Annotated in this window: 13 protein-coding genes; 4 read left to right on the plus strand and 9 right to left on the minus strand. The window is 46.8% G+C overall.

The genetic code is table 11. From position 1 onward, the window contains the following. Positions 1-8: 8 nt before the first annotated feature. From K5677_RS14120 to K5677_RS14160, 9 genes are all read right to left on the minus strand, one after another. Positions 9-593, minus strand: coding sequence for a hypothetical protein (locus K5677_RS14120; protein ID WP_366849518.1), 585 nt, complete (start codon positions 591-593; stop codon positions 9-11). Between the two features lies 1 nt (position 594). After that, on the minus strand, positions 595-1,098 hold the full coding sequence (gene rimM, locus K5677_RS14125) for a ribosome maturation factor RimM (RefSeq protein ID WP_296729241.1): 504 nt from the start codon (positions 1,096-1,098) through the stop codon (positions 595-597). A gap of 47 nt (positions 1,099-1,145) precedes the next feature. Beyond that, the gene (locus tag K5677_RS14130) at positions 1,146-1,751 is read right to left on the minus strand and encodes a helix-turn-helix transcriptional regulator (protein ID WP_296729244.1); all 606 of its coding nucleotides are present in this window, start codon (positions 1,749-1,751) and stop codon (positions 1,146-1,148) included. 152 nt (positions 1,752-1,903) lie between these two features. Continuing rightward, a complete protein-coding gene (purB, locus tag K5677_RS14135) occupies positions 1,904-3,343 on the minus strand; it encodes an adenylosuccinate lyase (RefSeq protein ID WP_296729246.1) in 1,440 nt (479 codons plus the stop codon). Between the two features lie 156 nt (positions 3,344-3,499). After that, complete coding sequence (locus tag K5677_RS14140; RefSeq protein WP_296729249.1) at positions 3,500-4,162, minus strand: hypothetical protein; 663 nt, start codon at positions 4,160-4,162, stop codon at positions 3,500-3,502. A gap of 34 nt (positions 4,163-4,196) precedes the next feature. After that, a complete protein-coding gene (locus K5677_RS14145) occupies positions 4,197-4,568 on the minus strand; it encodes a hypothetical protein (RefSeq protein WP_296729250.1) in 372 nt (123 codons plus the stop codon). A gap of 65 nt (positions 4,569-4,633) precedes the next feature. After that, positions 4,634-4,870 (minus strand): hypothetical protein, encoded by a 237-nt coding sequence (locus K5677_RS14150; RefSeq protein WP_296729252.1) that lies wholly within the window; start codon positions 4,868-4,870, stop codon positions 4,634-4,636. A 16-nt stretch (positions 4,871-4,886) separates the two neighbouring features. Further along, entirely contained in the window at positions 4,887-5,654 is a 768-nt protein-coding gene (locus tag K5677_RS14155; protein WP_296729253.1) for a serine/threonine-protein phosphatase, read from the minus strand. 21 nt (positions 5,655-5,675) lie between these two features. After that, on the minus strand, positions 5,676-6,770 hold the full coding sequence (locus K5677_RS14160) for an FHA domain-containing protein (RefSeq protein ID WP_296729256.1): 1,095 nt from the start codon (positions 6,768-6,770) through the stop codon (positions 5,676-5,678). 317 nt (positions 6,771-7,087) lie between these two features. On the opposite strand from K5677_RS14160, the gene K5677_RS14165 reads away from it, so the two are divergent. The 4 genes from K5677_RS14165 to K5677_RS14180 form a co-directional block, all read left to right on the plus strand. After that, complete coding sequence (locus K5677_RS14165; RefSeq protein WP_366849524.1) at positions 7,088-8,518, plus strand: SecD/SecF family protein translocase subunit; 1,431 nt, start codon at positions 7,088-7,090, stop codon at positions 8,516-8,518. Further along, positions 8,515-9,621: a protein translocase subunit SecF gene (gene secF / locus K5677_RS14170; protein ID WP_296729261.1), complete on the plus strand. Its 1,107-nt coding sequence runs from the start codon at positions 8,515-8,517 to the stop codon at positions 9,619-9,621. Before K5677_RS14165 ends, secF begins: the two co-directional genes overlap by 4 nt. Positions 9,622-9,822: 201 nt before the next feature. Beyond that, positions 9,823-12,141, plus strand: a complete 2,319-nt coding sequence (locus tag K5677_RS14175) for a glycoside hydrolase family 95 protein (protein WP_296729263.1) — start codon at positions 9,823-9,825, stop codon at positions 12,139-12,141. A gap of 16 nt (positions 12,142-12,157) precedes the next feature. Further along, positions 12,158-13,794, plus strand: a 1,637-nt coding sequence (locus K5677_RS14180) for a glycosyl hydrolase (RefSeq protein ID WP_296729265.1), incomplete at its 3' end; no start/stop codon positions are given.

Here is a 13,794-nt window from a genome sequence, read left to right on the forward strand (position 1 = left end):
TGTTCTTTTTATTTTTCTATCTCTTTTTTATGCATAAGGTGTATGCCGATGTGTCCGATCCCAAGTATTATTGACGCCGCCGTAAGAAAGACATTGCAGGCGTAAACTCCCAGCAGAAATACCGCAAATACAGGCAGTGTAGCGCCTGCAAGCGGAAAGCCGCAGTAATCCGAATACATATCCGCAAGAGTGCGGCTGCTTCGGAAATATTTTATCCAGTAGAGTTCATAGAGTATCATCAGTATGAGCGCGAGTATAAGATAGCCCAGTCTCGGTGAGAGTGAGAAGCTGTCAAGTCTTCTGTCGATAAGCACAAATACCGATACCAGTGCCTCGCCTGCTCGTTCAAGTGCAAGGAGGAGCTTGTTTTCGCGTTTTGCGGACTCCTCATAGTTCTGCGGCTGTTTTTTGCTCCATATTATATTGGGGATAAACAGCATGAGCAGGAAAACTATACCCACCGCTGAAATACCCCATTTGGGCAGTCTGAACCAGCTTTCGGGAAGACTGCCGCTAACTGACAGCACCCATGCTGCCACAGCTGCAAAAGCCGCGCACAGCGCTGACAGGGCAAGGAAATTGCTCTTTTTCATATCAGTCGAAAAGCCCGTCAAGAGGGCGGATAGTCATTACTCCGCCGTCAACATCAGTGGAAATAACAACGTCTGCGATAGCAGGTACGAGATATTCCTTATCATCGCCCTTTATGACGTAGACGTCGTTGGCTCCTGTCTGCATGACGTCGGCTATTTTGCCGTAAACGGTGTCATTATCGGCGTCGCGTACTTCAAGACCGATGAGATCCTGTATGAAGTAAGTATCGTCGTCAAGCTCTAAGTCGTCACGGTGCATATACAGCACCTTGTTGCGGAGCTTTTCAGCCGCCTCGGGAGTGTCGATCCCCTCTATCTTGGCGATTACCGTATTCTTGAATACTCGGGAGCGCTCAATGAGCACTTCCTCGTGATTTTTTCCTATGAACAGTCTGTCGAACTCCGCAAGGAGGTCGGGGCTGTCGGTATAAGGCATTATCTTCACCTCACCCCGTATACCGTGGGTAGTGACTATCTTGCCTGCTTCCAGATATTCTTTTTTCATTGTGTTTCCTTATATTCTGTAGGGGCGGATACTATCCGCCCGATAATTCAGTGAGTAAGTCTGCGCTTGCAGTATGAACGTTTGCCGCACTTGGGGCAGGTGAGCTTTCTCTTTGTGAGAGTATGAATGCCGAAAACATAGCTCTTTGCAGACGGTACGAAGCGTGTTCCGCAGTGCCTGCACTCATATGTGCCTGCGCTCAGATCTGCCATGCAGGCAACAGCGATACCGCCTGCCATAACGATCACGGCTATTGCGATAAGCAGAATCCTCTGCCACGTTTCCATCTTCAGTGTGCCTGCCACTAATATGATCGTAACGCTTGCAAGTACTGCGATAGCGGCTGAAATAGCCGAAATGATTATTTTTCTTATGCTTTCCTCTTTTTCACGCATGATATTCATAATATTTTCCTCCGCTTTTTTCTTGTAGTCCTCGTCGGGGATACGCTCGCCCGTGAGGAGCTCATTTACGTTGATACCCAGCTTTTCACAGAGAGGGAGCATAAGGGACACCTCGGGCATACCTTTGCCTGTCTCCCACTTGGAAACTGTCTTATCACTGATAAGAAGTTCTTCGCCAAGCTGTTTCTGTGTAAGTCCTTTTTCTTTTCTCATCTGAGAGATGAATTTACCGATCTTTACCTGATCCATTCATGTGTCCTCCTTTCTGAGAAAAGTGTATCATGCGGCGGAGAAAAAGTACACCCATGAGCCGTAGAATTATGATATAAAGCGGAGTCTACGCTTCGTAGAGTGCGTGAAATAGCCGATTTGCAGGTGGCAAGGATACAGTGTTACGCTGCTTAGTTTTTCATTTCAAAGCTTTCGCCGAGAATGTCCTTGTTGGCTTCAAGGATAGGATTGATGCATTCAGCAAGAAACTCATCGACCTGCTGTGAGCTTCTTCCTGTGTAGTTCTCGGGCTTGAGAACAGCGTCAAGCTCTTCCTTAGTTACCATAAACATAGGATCGGCTTCGATAAGTTCGCAGAGATTGTTGTCGAGACCGCGAACCTTTACATTTGCGCCTGCTTCCATTGAATAGTCCATGATACGGTCGTGGAGCTCCTGACGGTTTCCGCCCTTCTTAACAGCGTCCATCATGATATTCTCGCTTGCCATGAATGGGAGCTCTGCCATAACGCGGCGGCGTATCATCTCCGGGTATACCACGATACCGTTTGTGACGTTCATCATGATGTTGAGGATAGCGTCAACGCCGAGGAATGCCTCTGCAACGCTGATACGCTTGTTTGCCGAGTCATCGAGAGTTCTCTCGAACCACTGTGTACCTGCTGTGAATGCAGGGTTAAGGCTGTCTATCATTACGTAACGTGCAAGAGAAGTGATTCTCTCACAGCGCATAGGATTGCGCTTGTAAGCCATTGCAGATGAGCCTATCTGCTTCTTCTCTCTTGGCTCTTCCATTTCCTTGAATGACTGAAGGATACGCATATCGTTTGAGAACTTGCTTGCAGACTGAGCAATGTCGCTGAGGACTTCAAGCACCTTTGAATCCACCTTGCGTGAATAGGTCTGTCCCGATACGGGAACTACAGCGTCAAATCCCATTTCCTCGGCTATCATCTTTTCAAGCTGCTTTATCTTGTCGGTATCGCCCTCGAAAAGCTCCATGAATGAAGCCTGTGTGCCTGTTGTACCCTTTGAGCCGAGAAGCTTTAATGTGGACATACGGTACTCTAAGTCCTCAAAATCCATGAGAAGCTCGTTGAGCCAGAGTGTAGCTCTCTTGCCCACAGTTGTGAGCTGAGCAGGCTGTAAATGGGTATAAGCAAGGCAGGGGAGGTTCTTGTACTCGTCTGCGAACTTTGCAAGGTTGTTCATGACGTTGAGAAGCTTTCTGCGGACTACCTTGAGGGCGTCGCGCATGATGATAACGTCTGTGTTGTCGCCTACATAGCATGATGTAGCACCCAGGTGTATGATGCCTGCGGCGTCGGGACAAGCCTGTCCGTATGTGAAAACGTGAGCCATAACATCGTGGCGTGTTATCTTTTCGCGCTCTGCTGCCATTTCGTAGTCTACATCGTTGATATGCTCCTCAAGCTGTTTCACCTGTGCCTCTGTAACAGGGAGACCGAGCTTCATTTCGGCTCTTGCAAGAGCCACCCAGAGCTTTCTCCATGTAGTGAACTTTTTATCCGCAGAGAAAATATACTGCATTTCCTCGCTTGCATAACGTGTGCAGAATGGGCTTTCATAGCTTTTGATATTACCGCTCATGTTGATTTACTCCTTTTATATCAATTGTCGTACTTCGACAGTACATCAATTCAATTATATCATTATACGCCTTTCATGTCAATAAAAAAGGCGGCACTGAGCCGCCTTAGTTTTGATGAAATTTTGCTTTATTTCTGTGTAAAATATACATTGACATCACAGCTCGTCCATGCTGCTCGGCTTGTGCTCCCCGATATAGCCCTCAGGAGCTTCCGCAGGGAGTGAAACGTCTGACATTGAGTCAGAGGCAGTCTTTTTGCGGTCGTCTATCATCTGCTGATAGGGATTCTTTATACCGTACTGTCTGATGTCCATTTCCTGCTCGAAAAAGCGCTCGTTGAACTGCGGAAAACCGTCGGCTTCTTCAAGCTTATGATAGGTAATGTTTATTTTCAGGTTGATAACTGCTGCTGTGCCCACTATTGCCAGCAAAACCAGATGCATAAGCGAGGATTTGCCGAAGATATTGAAATCATAGAACAGCTTGTTCTCGTACGGACTCAGGAACATCAGCAGAAGCTGATTCATTACCAGAACGCCTAAAAGCGATAAAAGCGAAAAGTCGTGATACCTGTAGCAGCCCTTCCACGCTAAATAAGCAGCAAGCGGTATCACTATCAACGCATCAAGCGCACCTGCAACTACATATGAGATGATGCCCATAAATATCGCAGCGACCAGATATACTGCGAGAGGTGCTGCATAAAAGTATATCAGCTTTGAGCGGATACTCTGTACTCTGTTGTAAAGTGTTCGGTTATGAGCGAATTCCTGTGCTCTGACATTTCGGTTATAGCCTAATTCTTCTGTGTTTATCATATACTGCTCCTCCCTGTGTATAATAAGATATAGCTTAATATGCGCCGTTGTCCAGCTTTTTTGCCATAAAGCAGTATGCTATTGAGAATACAAGTCCGACAATAGCAGAGCCCTTGTTGTCTGAGGCTATGAATGATATGATGTTGAGCACCATAAGTACAGCCGCCAGCTTGAAGCACATACCGTAGTTTTCCTTTACGCCGTAGAAAGCCATAAACAGAGCTATTGCAGTTGGTATGAGTGCAAGAAGCAGAATGAGTATAGCTACTCCGCCGAAAGCAGCCTCTCCGCCTGTTTTTCCGGTGGTCGAGGCACCTACGCCTGCTATGCCGAGTATTCCGATGATGGCGATGATGCCGTAATAGACGAGCAGTAATATGCTCATTACCTTGAATGCGATCTTCATTTTGATTTTCCTCCTATATCATGTACAAAAATATATTAAACCGAAGCCTGCGTGGGAGCTCGGGTCTAATCGCCGATAATGTCATCAGTGTGGACTAATACTGTATTTTCCATAAGCTCAAAGCCTGCTGCGGTAGCAGCCGCGGAAACCTCGTTAAGCTGCACAGCTGTCATTTTGCTCTCAGGAGAGCTTTTTTTATTGGTTCTGCGCTCTTTTTTAGCGATAATGCTCCACATTATGATGTTTATTATGATGAATACCGCAGCCGCAGCTGCAATAATCAGTATTTCTCCAGTAGTCATAGGTATCTCCTTTGCGTTACAGCTCGGGATGGAACAGTGCGGCGGTGATATTGTCGGTCTCCTCCCTGTCCTTGACGGTGTCGATGAGCTGTCGGAGCTTATTCTGCATATCCGTTTTTGTTTTGAGAGCTTTCGGTGAAAGCTCCTCGAAAAGCTCCTTTTCTGCGAGCACATGGCGGAATCCGTCGGAGCATATCATGTAGTTCACGCCGCTTTCAAGGTCTCCCAGCTTTACCTCGGGGAAAACGTCGCCGGTAACGCCTATACACTGAACAAGAGCGTTCCTGCGCGGATCGGTGAGAGCCTCCTCGGGAGTCATATTCCCCAGCTTGACCTCGCGGTTGACAAAGGTATGGTCATCGGTGAGCTGACTCAGCTTATCCGAGACCTTGTATATCCGTGTATCACCTACGTGGAAGGTCATGAAATGGGAATCCACGGCAATAATGCCTGTAGCCGTAGTGCCCAGCTGTATACACTCATGTCTGCCGTAGTCAACAAGCCTTGCGTTGAGGCGGCGGAGCCTGCTTATTACGTTGTGTGCGGCAGTCTGCCAGTCCCATTCGGGCAGCTCAAAGGGCAGCTCTCTGTCGAACCATTCGGCAAAGCTGCGGACTACCTCGGCACTTGCAAGCTCTCCCCGTGAGAGACCGCCCATGCCGTCACATACAAGTATCAGAGCTGCTCTGCCTGTGCTTGTTTTTGCAGTTTTAACGCAGACGCTGTCCTGATTTATTTTTTTGGTGATACCCACATCGGTATCACAGGCTGCAATATATTCCATAATTTCCCCTTGTGACACATATTATGCGTCTGTGAAATCGAATTCTTCGTTTGAAAGTGTGAGTACGTCGCCGCTTTTAAGCTTTATCTCCCTTTCGGGGAGCAGGGGCGTACCGTTTATATATGTCTTGTTGGTAGAGTTGTTGTCCTCAATGAAGCATGAGCCGTCACGGGTGTAGATAGTGGCGTGGACACGGCTCACTGTCCTGTTTTCGGTGACGCAGAAGTCGACGCGGTCACGCTCCTTGCCTATCCTGAACACAGGCTTGCTGATATTCACGGTAACTCCCGTAGAGCGCCTTGTGAGGGTGGGATAACGCACCTCTGTGTGGGGGCTTTTCTGCTTTATCAGCTCGGGGAGGGGACGGTGCTTCTCTTCATTTATAGAGGGAAGAACCTTCGGCTCGGGCTTATGTACTGCGGATACGTGAGGCTTTACGGGCTTGGGGATATTGAACTGATGAGTATCGCCGCTGTGCTGAACAGGAGGAATGACTCTCGGTGTGCGGACAGGCTGCTCCTGCTGAGCAGGTCTGCTGAACTGTCTGTGGTCGTATGACTGACCGAATATCTCAGGACAGGTCTCGCGGATATACTCTTTAGTCTGGTGTATGCTGAAAACACGCATACCGATGACATGATTCATGAAGCTGTCTATGTGAGCGTAGGTGTTCTGGTCTGCGTATTTTGCATAGGTGGATATTTTGCGCAGGCAGTTCACTATGCCGTCGTTGAAGCTCTCGTTGTACCATAGCGGCAGATAAAAAAGATGTATATCGCAGCTTTCGGGAGAGACCGTGATAAAATCAGGGTCAAGGACTATATTCTGCATATTAAAGCCGCAGCTTTCGGCTACTTCGAGTATATTCAGCAGATTTGAAACTATTCTGAAATATTTTTTTGTGTCAACGCCGCTTTTCAGCAGATGCATGAGGGGGATACCCCTTGCCCCTGTGAATTCAAGCTTGTCGGCAGCTGTGGAGCGCGGTACGAGCCAGCCGTCTATACGGTTGTCTATGAAGTAATTATATTCGGCTTCATTGAGCATTTCACTGCCCACGAATTTGCAGTGTATGCATACCTCGCCGTTTTTTTCGGAAAATCTCAGCTTTGCCACGTTACCGCTCCTTTCGGTTTACTGCAATATATTATACATTATTTTACATATAAAGTCAAGATTCTGCTGTAGTGAGGAGCTTTGCCGCGGTCAGGAGCCGGTCATCATGCAGGCAAGGCTGTAATTTGTTCATAATCCCGAATTTAAGCCGCTGTAATTGTGCATATTTTTGAAATGGGAATATTTTCAGCTTATATGCTTGACTTTTTTACAAAAATATAGTACAATAATTGTAATTGTCAAAGAGACAGGAAATATGGGCTTAAAGGCTTATCTGCGCACTGGCAGACCTGTAAAAAAGCCCAAAAACAGGAGGCATGACTGTGAAAAAGACAGGCAAAAAAACTTTCTTCATTGTCGTTGCTTTTATCGCTATTTTTGCCGTAACAGCAGTATTTGGTATTGATAAGCTCTACGGCGACACCAGGGACACCTACATCAAGGGCGTTGACGATATCCGACTTGGTATAGATATCAAGGGCGGTGTTGATGTTACCTTTGGTCCCGCAGGTGACTTTGATGCTGACGAAGGTCAGCTGGATTCCGCTACCGAGGTCATAAAGACAAGACTTTCTACACTCGGCATCACGGATAACGAGGTCTACAGCGATACAAAGAGCGACAGAATTATCGTCCGCTTTCCGTGGAAGGTCGGCGAATCAGACTTTGATCCCGAATCTGCCGTTAAGGAGCTCGGCGAAATGGCTGAGCTGACATTCCGTAAGGGCACTGATACAACTACTGACGCAGAGGGAAATACCGTTCCTTCAGGTGAGATAGTCCTCACAGGTGACGATATCGCTTCTGCAAAGAGCCAGTACCTGCCTACAGAGGATGGCAAGGATCTGGAATATGTAGTTTCTCTTGAGCTCAAGTCGGGCGGCGAAAACTCAGGAAAAGAGAAATTCGCTGCGGCTACAGGCGAGCTTTCAGGTACTGAAACACCTATCTCTATCTGGATGGATAACACTATGATATCCGCTCCGAGAGTAAACAGCACTATCACAGACGGCAAGGCTCAGATATCAGGCAACTTTGACGCGGATTCTTCAAAGAAGCTTGCTGACCAGATAAATTCCGGTGCTCTTCCGTTCAAAATGGAAACAAAGAGCTTCAGAACAATATCTCCTACAATGGGTGAGGGCTCACTGGACGCTATTCTCCTTGCAGCTCTTATCGCATTCATCGGAATAGCTGTATACATGATATTCCTTTACAGACTTCCCGGTGTTGTGGCTGTCATCGCACTCTGCGGACAGATCGCAGGTTCTGTTGCAGCTATCACAGGCTGGTTCGGATTCATGAACGGCTCAACTCTTACTATCCCCGGTATCGCAGGTATCATACTTGCAGTAGGTATGGGTGTTGACGCTAACATCATCACAGGTGAGCGTATCAAGGAAGAGCTCAGAACGGGCAAGTCGCTGGATGCTGCTATAAAGATAGCTTACAAGAGAGCGTTCTCCGCTATCCTCGACGGTAACATCACAAACGTTATCATCGCAGTTATCCTTATGGGCGCTTTCGGTGTTCCCGACAGCTTCTTCTCAAAGATACTCAACAAGACTATTTTCTTCGCATTCGGCGCTACAGCTGAGGGCGTTGTTTACTCCTTCGGATTTACCCTGCTCGCAGGTGTTGTCTGCAACTTTATCTTCGGAGTATTTGCTTCAAGACTTATGGTAACATCACTCTCCAAGTTCAAGTGCTTTAAAAACAGAAAGCTTTACGGAGGTGATACGAAATGAGCAAAAAGGAATCTCAGAAGGAAGTCGTATTAACTCCCAAGAAGGTCTATAACTTCTGTTCAAAGAAAAAACTCATACTCGGCGTTGTTATCGGCGTTCTGGTCGTATTCATCGCAGGAGCTATTATAAGAGGCATTCATCTCGCCATCGAATTCAAGGGCGGTACTCTTATCACCTACACATATCAGGGCGAGATAAATACAAACGACGTTGCTTCAACAGTAAAGGATATCGTCGGTTCATCTGTTGTTGTAAGAACAGGTGAGAGCCTTGATTCGGGCGGAAAGCAGATAACTATCTCGTTTACCTCAGATGAGGGACTCACTGTTGACAGACAGACTGAGCTCACTACAGCGCTCAGAGAAAAGTTTGCCGACAATGCTCTTGAGATATACGATTCAAACGATGTTAGCCCTACATCAGGACGTGAGTTCCTGCTCAAGTGCTTGGTTGCAGTTATATTCGCTGCTATCGTCGTTATCATCTATATTGCTATCCGATTCAAGAATATCGGCGGCTGGTCAGCAGGTGTGTGCTCAATATTCGCACTTTGTCTCGACCTTCTCGTTGCCTTTGCAACTACAGTGGTATGCGGCTTCAATATCGATTCAAATATCGTTGCCGTATTCCTTACTATCCTCGGTTACTCTATCAACAATACTATCGTTATCTACGACAGAATCAGAGAAAACCGCAAGCTCATGCCAAAGGCTTCTCTTAATGAGCTTATCAATGTAAGCTGCACTCAGTCACTTACACGTTCTATCAGAACTTCTATAACAACTATAAGCACAATGCTTATCATCACTATTGTTGTTCTTATAACCGGTTATCATTCACTTCTCAGCTTCTCTGTACCGCTTATGTTCGGTCTTATCTCCGGTACTTACTCATCACTCTATGTTGCACCTGCAACATGGTCATGGTGGAAGGCAAGAGAGGCAGCAAAGGAAAACGGCGGTTCGGAAAAGAAAGCTGCTCCTGTTAAGAAGGAGGAAGCTCCAAAGGAAGAAAAGCCGGTTGAAAAGAAGGATGCTCCTGCTGCTAAGAAGAATACTTCCGGCAAGAAGAACGGCTCATCAAAGAAAAATAACAAGAAGTAATAACAAGATCATGGCTGCTGTACTAAGGTACGGCAGCCTTTTGTTGTATTGTCCAAAAGTCGCCGACATAGGGCGGTTTTATTTATTATAATGCCGGAATTCATGCGGATGCCGGTCTGTAGATTTGCAAAAGCATGATAATTATGATATAATATAGTGATATTAATATTTTGTTAATTTCCCTGAAAAGGAGTATCATATATGTCAAAAGAAACACTACTTAATTACAACAAGCCTGCCGAAGATTTCAACTGGGCATTACCGGTCGGAAACGGCAGAATAGGCGGAATGATATTCGGCGGAACTGCCGAGGAAGTGATAAAGCTCAACGAGGACTCTATATGGTCGGGCGGACTGCGTCACAGAGTAAATCCGGACGCTAAAGAGGGACTCGCAGAAGTCCGCAGCTTGCTTGCTGCCGGAGATGTTGCCGCTGCTGAGAAAGTCGCTTTCGAGAAAATGCAGGGCGTAACTCCTAATATGAGACACTATATGCCTCTCGGTGACCTCAAGATAAATATGGAGCTAAACGGCAGAGCTAAGGACTATTCAAGAAGTCTTGATATATCTGAGGCTGTCGCAAGAGTATCGTTTAACTGCAATGACGTTAACTATACCCGTGAGGTGTTCGTATCAGCTCCGGACGAGGTAATGGTGATACACATCAGCTCTGACCACGAGGGCATGGTAACTCTCGACTGCTCTATCGACGGCAGAGATGACTATTATGACGATAATCGTCCATGTGCAAAAAATATGCTCGCCTATACAGGCGGTACAGGCAGCCGTGACGGTATCTTCTTTGCTGCGATAGTCGGAGCAAAGGCAAAGGGCGGTACACTGAGAACTGTCGGAGGCAAGCTCCGTGCCGAAAATGCTGACGAAGTGACCTTAGTACTCTCTGTAAGAACAAGTTTTTACAGCGAACACTATGAGGAGTCCGCTGAGGTGGACGTTGAAATGGCTCTGGGCTGCGAATACGACGAGCTGCTCTACCGCCATATTAACGACTATAAAGACCTTTTTGACCGTGTTGAGCTTTCCCTTGAAGACAATAGCGATGCTGATATCGCTTCGATGACCACCGATGAACGTATCGACCGCCTTAAAGGTGACGAGCTCGATAACAGGGAGTGTATACGTCTTATCCACGATAACAAGCTCATCGAGCTGTATTTTAACTATGGACGCTATCTTATGATCTCTGCGAGCCGTACAGGTACTCAGCCTATGAACCTTCAGGGCATCTGGAATGAGGAAATGTGGCCTGCATGGGGAAGCAAGTACACTGTGAATATAAATACGGAAATGAACTACTGGCCGGCAGAGAGCTGTAATCTCTCCGAGTGCCACCTGCCGCTTTTTGACCTGCTGGAGAGAGTCTGCGAAAACGGACGTATCACAGCTAAGGAAATGTACGGCATAGACAAGGGGTTCGTATGTCACCATAATACCGATATATGGGGAGATACAGCTCCTCAGGACGAGTGGAAGCCTGCGACTTTATGGCCTATGGGCGGAGCATGGCTCGCTCTTCATGTTTTTGAACACTACGAGTACACTCTCGATGAGGAATTCCTTGCAGAGAAGTACCACCTTATGAAAGAGGCTGCCGAATTCTTTGTGCAGTTCCTCATAGACGACGGTAAGGGACATCTGGTGACCTGTCCTTCTGTGTCTCCGGAGAATACCTACATCACCGCCAACGGAGTTAAGGGCTGTATCTGTGCCGGACCTTCTATGGACTCACAGATAATCACAGTACTTTTCAATGACGTTATCAAAGCAGCTGCGATACTCGGTAAGGACGAAAAATTCGCAAATAAGCTCAAAAAAATGCTAAAGAAGATACCTCAGCCGGAAGTAGGAAAGTACGGACAGATAATGGAGTGGTCAGAGGACTATGACGAAACAGAAGCCGGTCACAGACACGTTTCTCAGCTTTTCGGACTTCATCCTGCTGACATTATCTCACCTTATAAGACTCCTAAGCTTGCTGATGCGGCAAGAGCTACTCTTGTACGCCGACTTATCCACGAGGATACTCACACAGGTTGGAGCTGTGCGTGGATAACTAATATGTGGGCAAGACTTTTCGACAGCCGCATGGTATACGAAAATCTCAAAAAGCTCCTTGCGTACTCAACTAATCCGAATATGCTCGATTCTCATCCGCCATTCCAGATAGACGGAAATTTCGGCGGTATATCCGCAATAGCTGAGGCACTTCTGCAATGCAGCTGCGGAGAGATAAATCTTCTGCCGGCTCTTCCTCACGAATGGGAGAACGGTCATATCACCGGACTTCGTGCAAAAGGCGGTTTCGGTGTGGACATCGAATGGGCAGAGGGCAAGTTGAAAACAGCAGTTATAACTTCTGATATGGGCGGAGAATGCCGCCTCAGAGCTAACTGCGTAGTAAGTATAATCTGCGACGGTGAGAGCGTTGGCTCACGCATCGAGGACGGCGTTGTGATATTCAATACAAATGCCGGAAGCAGATATACAGTCAAAGCGTAAGCTATAAGGAGCATAAATGGACATTAAAAGAATATTATCCCTTGCTGCCGCAGCTGCTCTGGGCACTTCATCGGTCGCAGCTTGCAGCAAGTCGAAAAAATCAGATGACAATGCACCTGTGCCGATAGTCGAGGAGACTGAGACTGTCCCCACAACTACACAGCCGGTCGTGCCCGATAAAGAGTATCCGGATTATCCGGTAACTATACCTGAGATACAGAAACAGGCTACCGGAGATTTCTATGAGGCTGAGGACTGCGAGCTGAAAGAGGGTCAGAAAGTTGCTGCGGAAAAGGAGAATTTCAGCGGTAAGGGCTATGTTACAGGCTTTGTACCAAATGGCAAACAGTCGCTGACATTCAAGATAAATGTGCCGAGCAATCAGCATTACGACCTTTCTTTCAATATCGAATCGGATAAAGTTACACAGTGTCAGCTGCTTCTTAACGGAGCTCAGCTCACCGACTTTTCAACAGCATCAGAACGAAAATTTACTCAGATAACCATTCACGGAGTATTCCTCACAAAGGGAGGTTCTGAGATAACTGTTTGTCCTAAGGACGGCGATATTTGCCTTGATTACCTCAAACTGACCGACAACAAGACTCTCAGTGAGATAAAATACGAGGCTGACGGTAAGCCTGTAAATAAAAAAGCAGGCGAGTCTGCAAAAGAGCTTATGAGCTTCCTTACGGATAATTACGGAAAATTCATGATAACCGGACAGTATGCCGCTGACGATGATAATTCCGAACTTGACCTTATATATAAAACTACCGGTAAATACCCTGTTATCCGCTTCTGCAACCTGACAGTGCCCGAAGGTTCTTACGATGAGAGCTTCAAGGACGTTGATGCATGTGCAGATTGGTACAAAAACGGCGGTATAGTGTGTGCAAGCTGGTATTGGAACTCACCTTCTGATAAACGCTCCGTAAGGACTGAGGAGACTGACTTCAGGCTTGCAAAGGCAGTTACCAAAAAGGATATAGCAAAGCTCACGCAGGAGGAGATAAGAGGTCTTTACGGCGAGGGAGATATTTCCGAGGAGTGCTATGACCTCATACTCGACATTGATAATATGGCAGGACAGCTAACTTCACTGAAAAATAAAGGCGTTCCTGTGCTCTGGAGACCGCTTCCGGAAGGCTACGGAAACTGGTATTGGTGGGGAGCTTCCGGAGCTGATGCCTACAAATGGCTCTGGGACCTTATTTACGTCCGTCTGACCGAGTATTTCGAGCTTGATAATCTCATATGGATATGGAATGGTCAGAGCGAAAGTACTCTTGTGGATAAGAGCAGATACGATATTGCAGCTGTTGACATATATATGTCAGATTCCCGTGACTACGGCGACAAGTTCTACGAGAGCTTTGCTGCTGTACAGAAATTTGCCGGAAAGGGCAAGCTTGTTGCTATAAGCGAGTGCGGAAGTGTACCGGATGTTGACAGCTCCTTCCGTGACAATGCTATATGGTCGTTCTTCGGACTCTGGTTTGGTGAGTATATCGAGAACGAAAAGGGTGCTTATTCCGAAAAATATACGAGCAAAGAAACTCTCGTCCGCACATATAACTCAGACGGTGCTTTAACTCTTGATGAGTACAAGAAGCTTTGCAGCGGCGGAAAACTGTCTGTGAATACTGAAAC

Source organism: Ruminococcus sp. (assembly GCF_024684275.1).

Coding starts and splice junctions, on each gene's coding strand:
- K5677_RS14165 (WP_366849524.1), top strand. CDS start 7,088: ATGACTGTGAAAAAGACAGGCAAAAAAACTTTCTTCATTGTCGTTGCT.
- K5677_RS14145 (WP_296729250.1), bottom strand. CDS start 4,568: ATGAAGATCGCATTCAAGGTAATGAGCATATTACTGCTCGTCTATTAC.
- K5677_RS14120 (WP_366849518.1), bottom strand. CDS start 593: ATGAAAAAGAGCAATTTCCTTGCCCTGTCAGCGCTGTGCGCGGCTTTT.
- K5677_RS14155 (WP_296729253.1), bottom strand. CDS start 5,654: ATGGAATATATTGCAGCCTGTGATACCGATGTGGGTATCACCAAAAAA.
- secF (WP_296729261.1), top strand. CDS start 8,515: ATGAGCAAAAAGGAATCTCAGAAGGAAGTCGTATTAACTCCCAAGAAG.
- K5677_RS14140 (WP_296729249.1), bottom strand. CDS start 4,162: ATGATAAACACAGAAGAATTAGGCTATAACCGAAATGTCAGAGCACAG.
- K5677_RS14175 (WP_296729263.1), top strand. CDS start 9,823: ATGTCAAAAGAAACACTACTTAATTACAACAAGCCTGCCGAAGATTTC.
- K5677_RS14130 (WP_296729244.1), bottom strand. CDS start 1,751: ATGGATCAGGTAAAGATCGGTAAATTCATCTCTCAGATGAGAAAAGAA.
- purB (WP_296729246.1), bottom strand. CDS start 3,343: ATGAGCGGTAATATCAAAAGCTATGAAAGCCCATTCTGCACACGTTAT.
- K5677_RS14150 (WP_296729252.1), bottom strand. CDS start 4,870: ATGACTACTGGAGAAATACTGATTATTGCAGCTGCGGCTGCGGTATTC.
- rimM (WP_296729241.1), bottom strand. CDS start 1,098: ATGAAAAAAGAATATCTGGAAGCAGGCAAGATAGTCACTACCCACGGT.